Genomic DNA, 17,269 nt, shown 5'->3' with positions numbered 1-17,269 from the left:
GGCCTCAGTGGGCGGCCGGCGCCGCCGCGGGCAGGTCGATGACCATCTGCTGGAAGAACGGCACGTAGGCCTGCAGCATCACGAACAGTCCGACGAGGCAGGCCAGCGCGATCGAGTGCCAGAACACGAAGCGCAGGATCTTGCCTTCCTGGCCGAAATAGCCGGTGGCCGTGGAGGCGACGACGATCGACTGGGCGTCGACCATCTTGCCCATCACGCCGCCCGACGAGTTCGCCGCCGCCATCAGCACGCCCGAGAGCCCGAGTTGCTCGGAGGTGATCCTCTGGAGGCCGCCGAACAGCACGTTCGAGGCCGTGTCCGACCCGGTCAGCGCGACGCCCAGCCAACCGAGCAGCGTCCCGAAGAACGGGTAGAGGATGCCGGTGCCCGCGAAGGCGAGGCCGAGCGTGGCGTCGACGCCCGCGTAGCGGGTGAGGACGCCGAGCGCGAGCATCGCCGCGATGGTGATGAGCGAGTAGCGCAGGGCCCAGATGGTCTCGAAGTAGGCCGTGACGAGGCGCAGCGGCGAGAACCGCATGATCAGGCCGGAGATGATCGCCGCGATCAGCACGCCGGTGCCGGTGTACGACATGTAGGTGAACAGGAAGACCGCGCCCTCCGGCACCGGCTTGGCCACCACCGGCGGCACCTTCATGATCACGTTGTGCAGGCCCGGCACCTCGTATTTCCAGGTGAAGAGCGGGTTGACGATGCCCTTGAACCAGCCGGTCCCCCAGATGGCCACGACGATCGACAGGATGATCCACGGCACCCAGGCCATCAGGATCTCGCCCTGCGAGGCGGTGCGGGCGCCGGTATGGACCGGGGGCGTGCCGGGCACGCCGGCGCCGAGCGCCACGGGCCGCGGACCGGCGACGGCGAGCGACGGATCGTGGCCGCGCAGAGCCGGCGACGACCAGATCTCCTTGGGCTGCCAGACCTTCAGGAACAGCACCAGCGCGAGCATCGAGGCGAGCGAGGCACCGATATCGACGATCCACGGGTTGACGTAGTTCGAGATCAGGAACTGCGCGACCGCGAAAGAGGCGCCGCAGACCAGGATCGGCGGCCACACCCGGATCATGCCGCGGAAGCCCGCGAACACCCAGATCAGCCAGAACGGCACGATCAGCGAGAACAGCGGCAGCTGCCGGCCGATCATCGCGCCGAGGATCTCCGGTGGGTAGCCGGTCACCGAGGCGAGGCCCTGGATCGGCGCGCCGAGCGCCCCGAAGGCCACCGGCGCGGTGTTGGCGATCAGCGACAGGCCGGACGCGGCGAGCGGCGAGAAGCCGAGGCCGATCAGGATCGCGCCCGTGACGGCGACCGGCGTGCCGAAGCCGCCCGCGCCCTCGAAGAAGGCGCCGAACGCGAAGGCCACCAGGAGCAGCTGCAACCGCCGGTCGGCCGTGATGCCGGCCACGGACTGCTGCAGAATCGCGAACCAGCCCTTCTCCACCGTGAGCCGGTAGAGGAAGATGACGTTGAGGATGATCCAGCCGATCGGGAAGAAGCCCGTGACCATCCCGAGGATGGCGGCGCGGGTGGCGAGATCGGTCGGCATGCCGAAGCCGACGATGGCCACCAGCATGGCGAGGCCGAGGGCGATGACGGCCGCGATATGGGCCTTCACGCGCCCGCTGGCGATCATGGCGAGCAGTGCGATGACCGGCACTGAAGCGGCGAGCGTCGAGAGCCACGGGCTCCCGAACGGGTCGTAAACCTGGTTCCAGGTTTGCACCGGGCGTCCTCCAATAATTTCCGTCTGTTCCGGATTGCGGCCTAGCTAGCAGACGTGTTCCGACCGCTCAATGCGGTGAATCATGTATTCTGACGGTGATTTCATCGGCTTACTCTGGCGCGGATCGCCGGATCCGCCCGCTCGAGCAGCGTCCCTCTGGCCTAGAGTGGATCTCGCCCGGCCGGAACAGGCGCAAAATCTGGATCTGAGACAGAATTCCGTGCGGATCCAGGGTCTTGGCCGTCGAGTAGACGGCAGCGCGCGCCTGAGTGCCGGGGTCGCGGGAGGTTCAGACCGGCGCGATCTCCGGCCCCTGGAGACCGATCCCCGGGGCGGCCGGCCGCGCGTCGGGTGCCGGGGCGGTGCCGGCGCCCGTGCCGGCGCCCCGCAGGGCCGCGCGCACCTCGGCTTCGGCGGCCGCGGTGGCGACCTTCCGGTCGGTGGTCGCCTCGAAGGGGATCGGCGCGCCCCAGACCACGTGCACGTCGATGGGGCCGCCCTGCACGAAGGTCGCGAGGTGCGGCACCAGCTCCATGTCGCCGTACCACGCGATCTCCGCGCGCTCGGCGCGCGTGACCGGCAGGCCGTTGCGCCGTGGATAGGCGATGGCGAGCGGCTGGAGGCGCACCCGTCCGCGCCCGGCCTCGGCCTGCAGCGCCGCGCGGGCGGCGCCGACGAGGGAGGAGCGGAACGGCAGGAGCCGGGTCCCGTCGCCGGTGGTCCCCTCCGCGAACAGGACGACCAGCTCCCCCTCGGCCAAGCGGTGGCCCATGGCGGTGCTGACGCTCGCGGTCGCGCCGCGGCGCTGCCGGTCGATGTAGATCGTCCGCTGGAGCCCCGCGAGGACGCCGATCAGCGGCCAGCCGGCGATCTCGGACTTCGCCACGAAGGAGAGCGGCCGCAGCGAGCCCACCGCGATGATGTCGAGCCACGAGACGTGGTTGGCGAGCACCAGCGCCGCCTCGCCGGGGGCCGGGGGCGTCCCGCTCTGCGTGACCCGCACCCCGAACAGCCACAGGAAGACGCGGTGGAACAGGATCGGCGCCAGGGTCGCGCGGCGGCCGAGGAGCCGCAGGGCGATCCAGTGGGGCGGTCCCAGCACCGCGAAGGCGAGGGCGAGGGCCGCGACGCGCCAGGCGATGCCGAGGCGGCTCACGGCGTCACAGGTCGGCGCTCATCGTCAGCGCGGTCGCCCGGCTGCCGTCGGCCTTGAGATAGTAGCCGGTGCGCGAACCGACCTGCCGGAAGCCGTGCCGGGCGTAGAGCCGCAGCGCGGGGGCGTTGCCCTCGTCGACCTCCAGATGCACCCGGGCGACGCCGTCGAGGGCGAGGCTCGCCAGGTGCTCGCGGAGCAGCTTGCGGCTGTGGCCGCCGCCGCGCAGAGCCGGGGACAGCACGACCGTCAGGATCTCGGCCTCGTCGGCGGCCCGGCGCGAGAGCACGAAGCCCTGGAGCACGCCCGCGCGCCAGAGGGCGTGCGCGTGGGTCGAGCGCTCGCAGAGCATCCGCTCGAACTCGTGCGCGTCCCAGGGCCGCGCGAAGGCGGTCGCGTGGAGGCGGGCGAGGGCAGGGGCCTGCGCGGCGTCGCGGAGCGGCGCGACGTAGGGCTCCGGGGTCAGCGCGTCCCACCACGCGAACCACCAGTCGAAGGGCCAGAAGGGCAGCGGGCGCGTCATCGCCGTGCGATCCGCGCGTGGTCCTGCGGCCGGGCATCCGGTCCCCGCAGGTAGAGGGGCCGCGCCAGGGCCTGCGCCGGGTCGGCGACGAGACCGAGCGAGGCCACCGCCGCGATATCGGGACCGCCGACATGGGCGACGCGCGCCGCGACGCCGCGCGCGGCGAGCGCGGCGGCCAGCATCGGCGCGCCGGAGCCGGTCAGCACCACCGGGCCGTCGCCCAGCTGCTCGGCCGCCGCCTCGACGGCGAGATGCGCGGGCGCGAGGCCGTCGCCCGGCCCGAGGGCCTGCACGTAGACGGCGCCGTGGCGGGCGTCGATCACCGCGGCGATCGTGCCCGCTACGGTGTCGGCCAGGAGCGGCGCGAGGAGCGCCGAGAGGGTGCCGACGCCGACGACGGGCTTGCCGGTCGAGAGGCCGATGGCGCGGGCCGCCGACAGGCCGACCCGCAGCCCGGTGTAGCTGCCGGGCCCGACCGTCACGGCGACCCGGTCGATCGCCTCAAATCCGCCCTCGACCCGGGCGATCACCCGCTCGATCAGCGGCAGCAGAGACTCCGCGTGGCCGCGCGCCATGGGCAGCGACTCGGCGGCGAGAGGCTCGTCGGACTCCTCCGCCATGACGCAGGCGGCGCAGGTGTCCAGCGCTGTGTCGATGGCCAGGATACGCACGCTCACTCCCACAGGCCGGTCCGCGCCGACGGTTGCCTCCCTGCGCCGCGACGGGCGCGAAGAGCCTCCAGCGTTAGAGCAAAACCGCCGCCTCGTCAGCGGCGGGGCGCCCGCACCGGGCGGATCACCGGTGGAGTGTTGCCGGCTTGCGCCGGTGCGCGCCCGCGGCCTCGGACGGGTCCGGCGTACCGGCCCCCGGCTCCGCCGCGAAGGCGGGAGCCGGTGGGCAGCCGAGGGCCGTTCCGGCCCTCCGGCGTGCCGCCCGCACCGCGGCGCGGGCGCGGATCCTCAGATCGCCTGGACCTCGCGGATCTCCGGCAGGAAGTGCCGGAACAGGTTCTGCACGCCGTGCCGCAGGGTCGCCGTGGAGGACGGGCAGCCCGAGCAGGCCCCCTTCATCTCCAGATAGACCACGCCCCCCTTGTAGCCGCGGAAGGTGATGTCGCCGCCGTCGCCCGCCACCGCCGGGCGCACCCGGGTCTCGAGCAGGTCCTTGATGGTCACGACGGTGTCGTGGTCCGCCTCGTCGTAGAACTCGTCGCCCGGCTCGATCTCGCCGTGGCCGCCCTCGGCCATCACGGGCGCGCCGGACTGGAAGTGCTCCATGATCGCGCCGAGCACCGCCGGCTTGACCTGCGCCCAGTCCGAGCCGTCCTCGCCCTTGGTCACCGAGATGAAATCGTGGCCGAAATAGACGCCCGCCACGCCCGGGACGGTGAACAGAGCCGCGGCCAGGGGCGAGCGGGCGGCGGCCTCGGCGTCCCGCGCCTCGAAGGTCGATTCCGCCAGCACGACGCGGCCGGGCAGGAACTTCAGGGTGGCCGGGTTCGGCGTGGCTTCGGTCTGGATGAACATGGTGGCGATACTCCGCTGCGCCGGTTCAAGGCCGGCCGGGACAGGCGCCGCGAGGCGCCGCCTCCCATGTGGACCGGCGATCGGATTTTCTCAACCTGTCGTCCGGTCCCGCCGGCGCGCGAGAGTGGACATTCGGCCGACGGCGCGACAGGACGAACGCCGTCGAACGCCAGAGGAGCCGGCAGTGGACATGACCGCGGACCAGACCCTCGCGCAGGACTTGCTGAAGGATCTGCGCGAGGCCCAAGCCAAGCTGGACGCGGCGCGCGCGGAAGCGGCCTCGCTCAAGGTGCTGCTCGCGCTGCGCACGCATCAGCACGACCAGGCCTGGCAGGAGGGGCAGCGCCTCGCCGCGGCGCTCGCGGAGGCGCAGACCCGCGCGGAGGCGGCCACGACCGCGCGGGTCGAGACGCAGGTGGACGCGCAGGCAAACGCGGCCGCGTCCGAAGCCGCCGCGATGGCCGACGAGCGCACCGAGGCGGTCCGGATCGTCCTGGGCGCGGTCCTCGCCAGCATCGGACACCGGGCCCTCGACCGGCGGCGCTTCCAGGACCTGATCGCCCGGGCCGGCCGCGAGGCGCCGGATCAGGGTCCGGGCGCGGCCCGGCACGCCGTGCTGCTGACCGAGGCGCGGCGGGTGCTGGGGATCGCCCAGTAGGGCGGCCCGAAGCGCGCGCACCGCGACCGGTCGCCGGCGGCAGGGTTAACCGACGCTTAACCCAGCTCTCCCATCGTCGTCCCCGGGACGGACAGGAGATCGACCGCATGCTGATCAGCGAGCACCACGTGCGCGAGTGCGCCTACTACATCTGGGAGAACGAGGGCCGGATTCACGGGCACGCTGCGGCCCACTGGATCCGCGCCGAGTCCGAGCTGCGCGCGAACGCGATGCTCGCGGCCGCCGCGTCCGAGACGGTCGAGGCCGCCAAGCCCGTCGAGGCCGCCGCGAAGGCCGCGCCGGTGAAGACCGCCGCCAAGCCGGTCGCCAAGACCGCTGCCACCAAGACCGCCATTGCCAAGCCCGCCGCTGCCAAGCCCGCCGCGTCGAAGACCGCCGCTGCCAAGCCCGCGGCCGTGAAGGCCGCCGCGAAGCCGGCGGCCCCGAAGCCCGCCCGCGCCTCCAAGGCCGCGGTGACCGCCGGCCTCGCCGCCAAGGCGAAGCCCGCCCGGACCCCGGCCTCGATGCACTGAAGGGTCGGCGCCGCGGCGCCACCACGGCCTCTCTCGGAGCCCGCCCCTCGCGCAGGGGCGGGCTTCCGTCGTTCGTGGGCCCAGCGCGGAACAGGCCGGGCGCCGGCAGGTTGTCCGGCCTGATGCGGGCGCAGGGCTCCGCGACGGGGCTGCGATGCGCGCGGTGATCTTCGACATCGACGGGACGCTGCTCGACAGCGTCGACCTGCATGCCCGCGCCTGGGTGGAGGCCTTCGCGCATTTCGGCGTGGAAACCGGCTTCGCCGAAGTCCGCCGGCAGATCGGCAAGGGCGGCGACGAGCTGATGCCGGTCTTCCTGTCGGAGGAGCGGATCGCGCGGGAGGGCGAGACCATCGAAGCCTACCGCTCCGACCTGTTCAAGCGGCGCTACCTGTCCGAGGTCCGGCCGTTCCCGGGTGTCCGGCCGCTGTTCGAGCACATCCGCTCCGCCGGGCTGAAGATCGCGCTCGCCTCGTCGGGCAAGCGCTCCGAGGTCGAGCACTACACCGAGATCCTGGAGATCGGCGACCTCGTCGACGTCGCCACGAGCTCGGACGACGCGGACCGGTCCAAGCCGCACCCCGACATCTTCGAGGCCGCCCTGGCGAAGCTCGACGGCGTCCCGCCCGACGCGATCATCGTCGTCGGCGACACCCCCTACGACGCCGAGGCCGCCGCGAAGGCGGGCCTGCGCACCGTCGGCCTCCTCTGCGGCGGCTTTCCGGAGGCGGACCTGAGGGCGGCCGGCTGCGCGGCGATCTATCGGGATCCCGAGGATCTGCTCGACCGATTCGCGGAGTCGCCGCTGGCGGGCGGCTGAGCGCCGGCCCGGCAAGCGGATTCCGCGGCGGGTCCGGCGTCGTCCACACATTCCCGCCACGCTGTTGCAGCGCGGTGACGCGGAGCGATGCCGGCTACGTATTCACGCGAAAAGGACTGGTGCCCGTCGATCGAAAGGCGTAGCGACCCGCCCGCCAATCTGGACTCCTTCGAAGGACGAGCGCCTCGCATGCCCCAGACTCACCAGGCCGGCCCGGCACCGCGCTTCGTACCGGTCGCCAAGTCGCTGCCGGAGCAGATCGCCGACGCGGTCGAGAGCCGGTCGACCCCGCTCAGCCAGCTGCTCCGCCTGATGGCCGCCCTCGATGCCGAAGGCGGTAACGAGGCCCTGCGGCTGCGGCTCCGCGCCCGGATCGGCGCGCCGCTCGACGCCTGACCCCGCGTCGCGGGTCAATGCCGCCGGTGCCGATGGCGCCGGCCACCCCGCTTCGCCGCCGGTGCGGCCGCCTTCGCGACGCGGTCCATGCAGGCGAAGTAGATCCGGCGCCCGATCTCCTCGAGTTCGAGGCCCTGCGGGTTGGGCGCCGAGAAGACCTTCGCGCGGGCCTCGTTGCGGCAGGCCGCGTCCTCCGGGCTCCGGATCGGCGGCTCCGCGCGGGCGGCCCCGCCGGCCAGGGCCGAGACGATCCAGGTCGCTGCCACGATCGATACGCGCGTGCTTGCCAGGGTACTCGGCATACTGACGTTCGGACCTCACTCGCTCGAGACACAGATAGAGCGTCTCGATCACCCGTGAAGCTTGGTCAGAGTGCGGGCTCCGGCAATAATCGACAGCCTTCGCGTCAGGGCACGATCCAGCGGCACGGCCCCCCGCCGGCCACGGTCAGGCACTCGTAGGGCGCCCCGCCGATCAGGGCCCGCTGCTCCACGGTGCCGATGGCGCTGCGCGGGATCCGCCGACAGCCGGCCTCCAAGGGGGCGGGGCCACCGCTGCCCGAGGCCGCGTCGACCCGCCGGGCGGCGATCAGCGTCTCGCAGGCCATCACCGAGTCGGCCCCCTGCGCGCGGGCCGTCCGGGGCGCGACGGCGCCGGACAGGGCGGCGAGGACGAGGACCGCGGGAAGAACCTGTCGGGATCGGTAAAGCATCGCGGCCTCGGCTACCCGCGCCGGACGGGCGCGTCGCGGTTCGGCCGCCCTCAACGCGTTGCCGCGCGCGTTGGTTGCCGCGTGCGGACACGCCCCCCCGAACGCGACGACGCCCGCCTTGCGGGCGGGCGTCGTGGGCGTTCGAAGCTCGGGTGAGCCGACGGCCTGCGCTCAGCGCTTGGTCTTGACCTTCGCCTTGCGGGCCGCGTAGCGCGCGTCGCGCTGGGCCTTCTTGGCGGCCAGGTCGGCCGACTTGCGCTCCTGCGCGGCGGCCAGCTCGGCGGCCTCGCGGGCGATCTGGGCGGCGAGTTCCGCCTCCTCCCGCTGACGCTTCTCCTCGGCGGCCTTCCGCTCGGCGGCGATCCGGGCGGCCTCGCGCTCGCGGGAGCGCTCCTCGCGGGCCTTGGCGACCTCGGCGCGGGCCTTCGCCTTGGCGATCACCTCGGGGTCGTCGGACGGGGGGCGCGCCTTGAACTTGGCCAGCAGGGCGGCCTTGGCGTTCTGCGAGTTCTGGCGACGGTCGTCGAAATTCCTGTAGTCGAATGCGCTCATCTGACCTTTCTCAGTTGGGTACGTCTCGCGTGTCGCGGGGACATCCGGCGGGGCCGGGCACGTACGGAGTCTGCAGGTTCCGACGCCATCCCCGCGCCCCGGAACCGCACCGATCCACCGGCTGTACCGATGGTCCGACCCGAGCGTTCGGCCTGCGTCTGAACGCTCGGGTCGGACCATTGTTCGAAGATCGCAGAGCCCTTAATCAGAGCTTCACGCGAGATGCAATCGGCGAGACCTGCGCAGGCAGCCGGTCCGGCGACAATCCCGGCCCACTCTGTAAGAGTTTCGACCCGCGGTGCGGAAATACCTCAGGCCGGCAGCCGGCAGAGGCTTCGGTGCTCGACAGGTGGGCGCGCATCCATCCCCTGGACTTGCCTGCCAGTCCTAGATGGGTCGCGCGCCGGGCGAAGACAAGATTCGTGTTCGCCCGGCGCCCGTCGCGCAGCTGTCCGCTGGATGGACCTATACTCCCATCACAAAGCAGACCTGCAGAATCGACAGCGTATTCGTTGCCGGACCTTCGATCCCGCGATGGGTCGCGACTCCGCTCCGGCGCGCGGGCGTGCCCAGAAACGGTCCTCCCGCCGCCGCCTAATTCTTGTGCACGCGGATCGGAGCGCATCGAATCCATCGCCAGCACGTCCCTGCCTGCCTATGATCTAGGCACGCAGGCGCGCCGGTTCGCGGCACTGCGCGCGGGCTCGCGGCACAGGGCCTGCTTGCCGCGATCGATCGCGTCCCGCGCGATCGGCTTGAGGAGTTCCATGTCCGAGACCCGCCCCCCGTACGATCCCGAGAGCTACGCCGCGGCCGCGGCGGCCCTCCTCGGCCTCACCCTCGACCCCGCGTGGATCGCCCCGGTGACCGCCAATCTGCGCGTCCTCGCCGCGGCGGCCGAGCTGGTGGAGGCCTTCCCGCTGGCCGACGAGATCGACGCGGCCCCGAGGTTCGAAGCGTGAGCGCGAGCGATCCCTCGACGGCAACGGCGATCGCCGCAGCGATCGCCGATGGCCGGACCACCGCGCGGCAGGCCGTCACGGCGGCGCTCGACCGGATCGGGCGCCTCGACGACAAGGTCGGCGCCTTCACCGACGTGCTGTCCGCGCGCGCCCTGGCCCGGGCCGACGCGCAGGACGCGGCGCGGCGCGACGGGGCGTCGCCGGGCCCGCTGGCCGGCGTGCCGTTCGCGGTGAAGAACCTGATCGACATCGACGGCCTGCCGACCCGCGCCGGATCGAAGATCAACCGGGAGCGGCCGCCGGCCGAGCGGGACGGCGCCCTGGTCCGACGCCTGGAGGCCGCGGGGGCGATCCTCGTCGGCGCCCTTAACATGGGCGAGTACGCCTACGACTTCACCGGCGAGAACATCCACGACGGCGACGCCCACAACCCGCACGCCCTGGATCACATGACCGGCGGCTCGTCGGGCGGCTCGGGCGCGGCCATCGCCGCCGGGATGGTGCCGCTCACGCTGGGCTCGGACACGAACGGCTCGATCCGCGTCCCCGCCGCGTTCTGCGGCTGCTATGGCCTCAAGCCGACCTACGGCCGGCTGACCCGCGCGGGGAGCTTCCCCTTCGTGGGCAGCCTCGACCATCTCGGCCCGATGGCCCGGAGCGTGACCGATCTGGCGCTCGCCTACGACGCCATGCAGGGCCCCGATCCGGACGATCCGGTGGCGACGCTCCGCCCGGCGGAGCCGGTCCTGCCGCGGCTCGAGGCGGGGATCGACGGCCTGCGCGTCGCGGTGGCCGGCGGCCATTTCGCCCGCAACGGCGATCCGGAAGCCTTCGCGGCGGTGGCGCGCGCCGCCGAGGCGCTCGGCGCGCGGCGCACCGTCGAGTTGCCGGAGGCCCACCGCGCCCGCGCGGCCGCCTACCTGATCACCGCCGCGGAGGGCGCCACACTCCACCTCGACCGTCTGCGCACCCGGCCGCAGGATTTCGACCCGGCGGTGCGCGACCGGCTGATCGCCGGGGCGATGATCCCGGCGCCCCACGTGGAGCGGGCGCAGCGGTTCCGCCGCTGGTACCGGGCGCGGGTGCTGGAGCTGTTCGAGACCGTCGACGTGATCCTGGCCCCGGCCACGCCCTGCCGCGCGCCGAGGGGCGGCCAGACCCACTTCGTCCTCGACGGCGTGACGCTGCCGGTGCGCGCCAATATCGGCGTGTTCACGCAGCCGGTCAGCTTCATCGGCCTCCCGGTCGTGGCGGCGCCGGTCCGGCTCGACGCCGGTCTGCCGCTCGGCGTCCAGATCATCGCCGCGCCCTGGCGCGAGGATCTCGTCCTGCGCGCGGCGCGCTATCTCGAACGGACCGGCGTCAGCACGGCGCCCATCGCGGAGCTTGCCCGATGATCATCGACGATCCCGCCGTGAAGGCCGAGGTCGAGGCCGCGTTCCGGGCCTACGAGACGGCGCTCACCACCAACGACGTCCCGACCCTGGAGGCGCTGTTCCGGGACGATCCGCTGACCATCCGCTACGGGATCGGCGAGAACCTCTACGGCATGGACGCGATCCGCGCCTTCCGCCGGGCCCGCTCCCCGGTGGGCCTGGAGCGGACCCTGGCGCGGACGCAGATCACCACCTACGGGCGCGACTTCGCCACCGCGATGACGCTGTTCACCCGCGCCAGCGCACCGGGGAAGATCGGTCGCCAGAGCCAGACCTGGGCGCGCTTTCCGGAGGGCTGGCGGGTGGTCGCAGCCCACGTGAGCCTGATCGACGCGGACTAGCCGCGGAGCGGCCCGCGCCCCGGCGGGGGCGTGTGGCCGCGGGCTTGCATACGGTCGAGCGTATTCCGCGCCGTCTGGCGCGGACCAACGCGAGTACCCGACCCAAGATGCTGTCCCGTCTGAGAAAACTCGGCGCCCGTGCCGCGCTGGCCGGTGCCCTGGCGCTCTCCGCGAGCACCGCTGCCCTCGCGCAGGGGACGCTGCGGATCGGCATGACCGCCTCCGACATCCCGCTGACCACCGGCCAGACCGACAACGGCGGCGAGGGTATGCGGTTCATGGGCTACACGGTCTATGACGGCCTCATCAACTGGGACCTGTCGAGCGCCGAGCTGGCCTCCGATCTCGTGCCGGGGCTCGCCACCAGCTGGGGCGTCGACGCCACCGACAAGACCAAGTGGACCTTCAAGCTCCGGCCGGGCGTGAAATTCCACGACGGCTCGGACTTCACCGCCGACGCGGTGGTCTGGAACCTCGACAAGCTCTTGAAGGCCGACGCGCCGCAATACGACCCGCGCCAGTCCGCGCAGGGCAAGACCCGCATCCCGGCCGTCGCGAGCTACCGGGTGGTCGACCCGCTCACCGTCGAGATCACCACCAAGGCCCCCGACGCGACGCTGCCCTACCAGATCGCCTGGATCATGATGTCGTCGCCGGCGCAGTGGGAGAAGCTCGGCAAGTCCTGGGACGCCTTCGCCAAGCAGCCCTCGGGCACCGGCCCGTGGAAGCTGACCCTGTTCGCCCCGCGCGAGCGGGCCGAGATGGTCCCGTTCAAGGAGTACTGGGACAAGGACCGCGTGCCGAAGCTCGACAAGCTCGTGCTGATCCCGCTGCCGGAGGCCAACGCCCGGACCGCCGCCCTCCGCTCCGGACAGGTCGACTGGATCGAGGCGCCCGCGCCGGATTCCGTGGCCTCGCTGAAGAGCGCCGGCTTCACCATCGTCACCAACGCCTACCCGCATAACTGGACGTGGCACCTGTCGCGGGTCGAGGGCTCGCCCTGGAACGACATCCGCGTCCGCAAGGCCGCGAACCTCGCCATCGACCGCGAGGGTCTGAAGGAGCTGCTCGGCGGCCTCGCGATCCCCGCCAAGGGCTTCATGCCGCCCGGTCACCAGTGGTTCGGCCACCCGACCTTCGACATCAAGTACGACCCGGAGGCCGCCAAGAAGCTGCTGGCCGAGGCGGGCTACAGCGCGGCCAAGCCCCTGAAGCTGAAGGTCGCGATCTCGGCCTCGGGCTCGGGCCAGATGCAGCCGCTGCCGATGAACGAGTTCGTCCAGCAGAACCTCGCCGACGTGGGCATCCAGGTCGATTACGAGGTCGTGGAGTGGAACACGCTGATCAACATCTGGCGGGCCGGGGCCAAGGCCGACATCTCCCGCGGCGTCTCGGCGATCAACTACTCGTACTTCATCCAGGACCCCTTCACCGGCTTCATCCGCCACCTGCAGTGCAACTTCGCCCCGCCGAACGGCACGAACTGGGGCTATTACTGCGATCCGGCGATGGACAAGCTGTTCGATCAGGTCCGCAACACCTTCGACAAGGCCGAGCAGACGAAAGTCCTGGAGAAGGTCCACGAGAAGTACGTCGACGACGCGCTGTTCATCATGATCACGCACGACGTCAATCCGCGCGCGATGAGCCCCAAGGTGAAGGGCTTCGTTCAGGCGCAGAACTGGTTCCAGGACTTCTCGAAGATTACGATGGCGACCGCGGGGCGGTAGCGTAACGGGGCGCCTCTCTCCTCCCCCTTGTGGGGAGGAGCCGGAGGTGGGGGTGGTGCAGGATAGGGCGTTGCGGTGCCTCCTGAACCACCCCCACCCCTGACCCCTCCCCACAAGGGGGAGGGGAATAGTCTCGGCTGAGTAGACAACAGGCCCTTGAATGCTGCTCTACATCCTCAAACGTCTGGTCTACGTGACGCCCGTGGCGTTCGGGGTCAGCGTCGTCTGCTTCCTCCTCGTCCACCTCGCGCCGGGCGATCCCCTGAGCGCGGTCCTGCCCGCCGACGCCACCCAGGCCACCATCGACGAGATGCGGGCCGCCTACGGCTTCGATAAGCCGCTGCCGGTCCAGTACCTGATCTGGCTCTGGCACGTGCTGCACGGCGATCTCGGAACCTCGATCGCCACCGGCCGGCCGGTGCTCGGCGAGGTCAGCCGCGCCGTGGTGAACTCGCTGATCCTGGCCTCGGTGGCGACCGTGATCGGCTTCACCTTCGGCACCCTGTTCGGCTTCGTGGCGGGCTATCACCGCAACTCCCTGGCCGACCGGGCCGCCTCGGCCGTGTCGGTCTTCGGCGTGAGCGTGCCGCACTACTGGCTCGGCATGGTCCTGGTGATCGTGTTCTCGGCCAATCTCGGCTGGCTGCCGCCCACTGGGGCCGGGCCCGACGGCTCCGGCAACTGGCGGCCCGACTTCGAGCACCTGCGCTACCTGATCCTGCCGGCCATCACGATGTCGGTGATCCCGATGGGCATCATCGCCCGCACGGTCCGGGCGCTGGTGGCCGACATCTTGTCCCAGGACTTCGTCGAGGCCCTGCGCGCCAAGGGCATGGACGAGCGCGGCGTGTTCCGCCACGTCGTGCGCAACGCCGCTCCGACCGCGCTCGCCATCATGGGCCTGCAGCTCGGCTACCTGCTCGGCGGCTCGATCCTGGTCGAGACCGTGTTCGCGTGGCCGGGCACCGGCTTCCTTCTCAACGCCGCGATCTTCCAGCGCGACCTGCCCCTGCTCCAGGGCTCGATCCTCGTGCTGGCGATGTTCTTCGTGCTCCTCAACCTGCTGGTGGACGTGATGCAGACCGCCCTCGACCCGCGCATCGAGCGCGCTTGAGCCGGAGCCTGACGATGACCGTTCCCGTCACCGCGGCCTCCGTGGCCCTCGACGGCGGCGTCCTCGCCGCCGAGGACGTGACCCACGGGCCCGAGGCCGCCTTCGCCCCGTCGCGGGGGTTCTGGGGCCATGTCGGCCACCGGCTCGTGCGCGACCCCGTCGCCATGGGCGCGGGCGCCGTGATCCTGATCGTCGTGCTGATCGCGATCCTCTCGCCCTGGATCACCCCGATGGACCCCTACAAGGGCTCCATGCTGCGCCGCCTCAGGCACGTCGGCGACGCTACCTACTGGCTGGGCTCGGACGAGCTCGGCCGCGACATGATCAGCCGGCTGATGATGGGCTCGCGGCTGTCGCTGTTCATCGGCGTCACGCCGGTGCTGATCGCCTTCGTGATCGGCTCCGCGATCGGGATCCTGGCCGGCTACGTCGGCGGCTGGACCAACACGATCCTGATGCGCACCATCGACGTGTTCTTCGCCTTCCCGTCGGTGCTGCTGGCGATCGCGCTGTCCGGGGCGCTCGGCGCCGGCATCTTCAACTCGATCGTGTCGCTGACCTGCGTGTTCGTGCCCCAGATCGCCCGCGTCGCCGAGAGCGTCACCACGGGCATCCGCAAGCGCGACTACATCGACGCCGCCAAGCTGTCGGGCGCCTCGGCCCTGACGATCATGCGCGTGCAGGTGCTCGGCAACGTCGTCGGGCCGATCTTCGTCTACGCGACCAGCCTGATCTCGGTCTCGATGATCCTGGCCTCCGGCCTCTCGTTCCTCGGCCTCGGCGTGCGCCCGCCCGAGCCCGAATGGGGCCTGATGCTCAACACCCTGCGCACCGCGATCTACGTCAATCCGGTCGTGGCCGCCCTCCCGGGCGTCTGCATCTTCATCGTCTCGATCGCCTTCAACCTGTTCTCGGACGGGCTCCGGTCCGCCATGGAGATTCGCCAGTGAGCGTCATCCCGGACGCCCCCGACCCGTTCGCCCGCGACCGCGGCGGACCCGGCCAGCCGCTCCTGTCGGTCTCCGGCCTCGTCAAGCACTTCCCGGTTCGCAAGGCCGGGGGCAAGAAGCAGGTCGTCCGCGCGGTCGACGGCGTCGATTTCGATGTCCTGAAGGGCGAGACGCTCGGCATCGTCGGCGAATCCGGCTGCGGGAAGTCGACGACCGCCAAGCTGCTGATGGGCCTGATCGAGCGCGATTCCGGCACCATGCTGTACGACGGCCAGCCGGTCGGCGAGCGCGCCATGCCCTGGCGGTCCTACCGCCGCCAGGCCCAGATGGTGTTCCAGGACAGCTACGCGTCCCTCAACCCGCGCATGACCGTCGAGCAGTCGATCGCCTTCGGCCCGAAGGTCAACGGCGTGCCCGCCCGCGAGGCGGTGGAACGCGCCCGCGGGCTGCTCGCCCGGGTCGGGCTGGAGCCGAAGCGCTTCGCCGGCCGCTACCCGCACGAGATCTCCGGCGGCCAGCGCCAGCGGGTGAACATCGCCCGCTCGCTCGCCCTGGAGCCGCGGCTGGTGCTCCTCGACGAGGCGGTCTCGGCGCTGGACAAGTCGGTGGAGGCGCAGGTCCTGAACCTGCTCCTCGACCTGAAGGCCGAGTTCGGCCTGACCTACATCTTCATCAGCCACGACCTGAACGTCGTGCGCTTCATCTCCGACCGGGTGATGGTGATGTATCTCGGCCGGGTCTCCGAGATCGGCCCCTCCGACACGGTGCTCGACGCGCCGGCGCACCCCTACACCGAGGCGCTGCTCGCCTCGATGCCGTCGCTCGATCCCGACAACCGCACCCAGGCGGCGCTGCTCGCGGGCGACCCGCCGAACCCGATCGACCCGCCGTCGGGCTGCCGCTTCCACCCGCGCTGCGCCCTGGCGGAGGACGTCTGCGGCCGGACGGAGCCGCCCCTCGACACGATCCGGCCGCTGCACCGCGTCGCCTGCCTCGCCCGCCAGCCGGGTTCCGGCCATTCCGCGGCGCCCGCGGGCGCGCTGGCAGCATGAGCACCCCGATGTCCGGTTCAGAACCCGCGGTCGCCCTCGAGAACCTGCGCGTCGCCTTCGGCAAGGTGCAGGTCGTCGACGGCGTCGACCTGAGTCTGGAGCGCGGTCAGGCGCTGGCGCTCATCGGCGAATCCGGCTCCGGCAAGAGCGTCACCCTGCGGGCGATCCTGCGGCTGTTCCCGGAGGGGCGCAGCCGGATCGAGGGCGGCATCCGGGCCGCCGGCAAGGACGTGCAGGCGCTGACCCGGCGCCAGCTCGCCGATTTCCGCGGCGGCGACGTCTCGATGATCTTCCAGGAGCCGCTGCTCGCCTTCGACCCGGTCTACACGGTCGGCCGGCAGATCACCGAGGCGATCCTGCGCCACGAGACGATCTCCAAGGACGAGGCCCGCAAGCGCGCGCTCGCCCTGTTCGAGCGGGTACGGATCCCGAGCCCGGAGCGGCGGCTCGACAACTACCCGCACGAGATGTCGGGCGGCATGCGCCAGCGGGCCATGATCGCGCTGGCGCTGGCCTGCCGGCCGCAGGTCCTGCTCGCCGACGAGCCGACCACGGCGCTCGACGCCACGGTGCAGATCCAGGTCCTGCTGCTGCTCCGCGAGCTGCAGCGCGACCTCGGCCTGTCGATCGTGATCGTCACCCACGATCTCGGCGCGGCGGTCGAGGTCGCCGACCGGATCGCCGTGATGTACGCGGGCAAGATCGTCGAGACCGGCACGGCGCATCAGGTGGTCCTGAACCCGCACCACCCCTACACGATCGGCCTGCTGCGCAGCCGCGCGGAGGGGGCGCTCGCCAAGGGCTCCCGGCTCCAGACGATCCCCGGCAGCCCGCCCGACCTCGCCAACCGCCCGCCGGGCTGCCCGTTCGCGCCGCGCTGCTTCCTGGCCGAGGAAAGCTGCCGCCGGGAGATGCCGCAGGTCGCCGAGATCGCCCCCGGCCACCGCGTCGCCTGCTGGCGGACCGAGGAGGCCTCGGCGGCCTACCGGGCCGGCCCGACCCCGGTGCGCGCCGCCGAGCCGGTCCCGGCCTGACCTCGACGCCCCCGCGCCGAGGCTTTATCCGGCTCG

General features: G+C 71.9%; 20 protein-coding genes. 12 read left to right on the top strand and 8 right to left on the bottom strand.

Annotated elements, in window-relative coordinates; all coding sequences use genetic code 11:
- Window positions 1-4: 4 nt before the first annotated feature.
- From ACQKQD_RS20135 to ACQKQD_RS20115, 5 genes are all read right to left on the bottom strand, one after another.
- On the bottom strand, window positions 5-1,741 hold the full coding sequence (locus tag ACQKQD_RS20135) for an L-lactate permease (RefSeq protein WP_056522564.1): 1,737 nt from the start codon (window positions 1,739-1,741) through the stop codon (window positions 5-7).
- Window positions 1,742-2,030: 289 nt separating this feature from the next.
- The gene (locus ACQKQD_RS20130) at window positions 2,031-2,897 is read right to left on the bottom strand and encodes a lysophospholipid acyltransferase family protein (RefSeq protein ID WP_427509371.1); all 867 of its coding nucleotides are present in this window, start codon (window positions 2,895-2,897) and stop codon (window positions 2,031-2,033) included.
- Between the two features lie 4 nt (window positions 2,898-2,901).
- On the bottom strand, window positions 2,902-3,417 hold the full coding sequence (locus ACQKQD_RS20125; RefSeq protein WP_012317649.1) for a GNAT family N-acetyltransferase: 516 nt from the start codon (window positions 3,415-3,417) through the stop codon (window positions 2,902-2,904).
- A complete protein-coding gene (gene tsaB, locus ACQKQD_RS20120) occupies window positions 3,414-4,088 on the bottom strand; it encodes a tRNA (adenosine(37)-N6)-threonylcarbamoyltransferase complex dimerization subunit type 1 TsaB (protein WP_427509370.1) in 675 nt (224 codons plus the stop codon). Before tsaB ends, ACQKQD_RS20125 begins: the two co-directional genes overlap by 4 nt.
- Before the next feature lie 288 nt (window positions 4,089-4,376).
- A complete protein-coding gene (locus ACQKQD_RS20115) occupies window positions 4,377-4,943 on the bottom strand; it encodes a NifU family protein (RefSeq protein WP_427509369.1) in 567 nt (188 codons plus the stop codon).
- A gap of 190 nt (window positions 4,944-5,133) precedes the next feature.
- On the opposite strand from ACQKQD_RS20115, the gene ACQKQD_RS20110 reads away from it, so the two are divergent.
- The 4 genes from ACQKQD_RS20110 (at window position 5,134) to ACQKQD_RS20095 (ending at window position 7,350) form a co-directional block, all read left to right on the top strand.
- Window positions 5,134-5,601 carry an atp-dependent helicase gene (locus ACQKQD_RS20110; protein WP_427509368.1) on the top strand — a complete coding sequence of 156 codons (468 nt, stop codon included), beginning with the start codon at window positions 5,134-5,136 and terminating at the stop codon, window positions 5,599-5,601.
- A 107-nt stretch (window positions 5,602-5,708) separates the two neighbouring features.
- The gene (locus tag ACQKQD_RS20105) at window positions 5,709-6,134 is read left to right on the top strand and encodes a DUF2934 domain-containing protein (RefSeq protein WP_056522574.1); all 426 of its coding nucleotides are present in this window, start codon (window positions 5,709-5,711) and stop codon (window positions 6,132-6,134) included.
- 154 nt (window positions 6,135-6,288) lie between these two features.
- On the top strand, window positions 6,289-6,954 hold the full coding sequence (locus tag ACQKQD_RS20100) for an HAD family hydrolase (protein WP_103985329.1): 666 nt from the start codon (window positions 6,289-6,291) through the stop codon (window positions 6,952-6,954).
- Between the two features lie 189 nt (window positions 6,955-7,143).
- A complete protein-coding gene (locus tag ACQKQD_RS20095; RefSeq protein ID WP_091680024.1) occupies window positions 7,144-7,350 on the top strand; it encodes a hypothetical protein in 207 nt (68 codons plus the stop codon).
- Between the two features lie 14 nt (window positions 7,351-7,364).
- Here ACQKQD_RS20095 and ACQKQD_RS20090 read toward each other — a convergent pair whose 3' ends face one another.
- From ACQKQD_RS20090 to ACQKQD_RS20080, 3 genes are all read right to left on the bottom strand, one after another.
- On the bottom strand, window positions 7,365-7,652 hold the full coding sequence (locus ACQKQD_RS20090; RefSeq protein WP_020093457.1) for a hypothetical protein: 288 nt from the start codon (window positions 7,650-7,652) through the stop codon (window positions 7,365-7,367).
- Between the two features lie 104 nt (window positions 7,653-7,756).
- Complete coding sequence (locus ACQKQD_RS20085) at window positions 7,757-8,062, bottom strand: hypothetical protein (RefSeq protein ID WP_427509367.1); 306 nt, start codon at window positions 8,060-8,062, stop codon at window positions 7,757-7,759.
- Window positions 8,063-8,233: 171 nt separating this feature from the next.
- Window positions 8,234-8,614, bottom strand: coding sequence for a DUF6481 family protein (locus ACQKQD_RS20080; protein ID WP_020093455.1), 381 nt, complete (start codon window positions 8,612-8,614; stop codon window positions 8,234-8,236).
- A gap of 767 nt (window positions 8,615-9,381) precedes the next feature.
- On the opposite strand from ACQKQD_RS20080, the gene ACQKQD_RS20075 reads away from it, so the two are divergent.
- The 8 genes from ACQKQD_RS20075 to ACQKQD_RS20040 all read left to right on the top strand — a co-directional run bounded on the left by ACQKQD_RS20075 (window position 9,382) and on the right by ACQKQD_RS20040 (window position 17,233).
- A complete protein-coding gene (locus ACQKQD_RS20075; RefSeq protein ID WP_020093454.1) occupies window positions 9,382-9,576 on the top strand; it encodes a DUF4089 domain-containing protein in 195 nt (64 codons plus the stop codon).
- A complete protein-coding gene (locus ACQKQD_RS20070; RefSeq protein ID WP_427509366.1) occupies window positions 9,573-10,973 on the top strand; it encodes an AtzE family amidohydrolase in 1,401 nt (466 codons plus the stop codon). Before ACQKQD_RS20075 ends, ACQKQD_RS20070 begins: the two co-directional genes overlap by 4 nt.
- Entirely contained in the window at window positions 10,970-11,353 is a 384-nt protein-coding gene (gene hpxZ / locus ACQKQD_RS20065; RefSeq protein ID WP_091680011.1) for an oxalurate catabolism protein HpxZ, read from the top strand. Before ACQKQD_RS20070 ends, hpxZ begins: the two co-directional genes overlap by 4 nt.
- 107 nt (window positions 11,354-11,460) lie before the next feature.
- On the top strand, window positions 11,461-13,083 hold the full coding sequence (locus ACQKQD_RS20060) for an ABC transporter substrate-binding protein (RefSeq protein WP_091680008.1): 1,623 nt from the start codon (window positions 11,461-11,463) through the stop codon (window positions 13,081-13,083).
- Window positions 13,084-13,243: 160 nt separating this feature from the next.
- Window positions 13,244-14,197, top strand: coding sequence for an ABC transporter permease (locus ACQKQD_RS20055; protein ID WP_056522601.1), 954 nt, complete (start codon window positions 13,244-13,246; stop codon window positions 14,195-14,197).
- Between the two features lie 14 nt (window positions 14,198-14,211).
- Entirely contained in the window at window positions 14,212-15,147 is a 936-nt protein-coding gene (locus ACQKQD_RS20050; RefSeq protein WP_427509365.1) for an ABC transporter permease, read from the top strand.
- The gene (locus ACQKQD_RS20045) at window positions 15,144-16,199 is read left to right on the top strand and encodes an ABC transporter ATP-binding protein (protein WP_331326361.1); all 1,056 of its coding nucleotides are present in this window, start codon (window positions 15,144-15,146) and stop codon (window positions 16,197-16,199) included. The genes ACQKQD_RS20050 and ACQKQD_RS20045 overlap by 4 nt, the downstream gene beginning before the upstream one ends.
- Window positions 16,200-16,207: 8 nt before the next feature.
- Window positions 16,208-17,233, top strand: a complete 1,026-nt coding sequence (locus ACQKQD_RS20040) for an ABC transporter ATP-binding protein (protein WP_427509364.1) — start codon at window positions 16,208-16,210, stop codon at window positions 17,231-17,233.
- The last annotated feature ends 36 nt before the right edge of the window (window positions 17,234-17,269 follow it).

It is taken from the genome of Methylobacterium sp. NPDC080182 (assembly GCF_050281105.1).
Taxonomy (GTDB): Bacteria; Pseudomonadota; Alphaproteobacteria; order Rhizobiales; family Beijerinckiaceae; genus Methylobacterium.
This window is presented reverse-complemented; position numbering and strand designations above follow the sequence as displayed.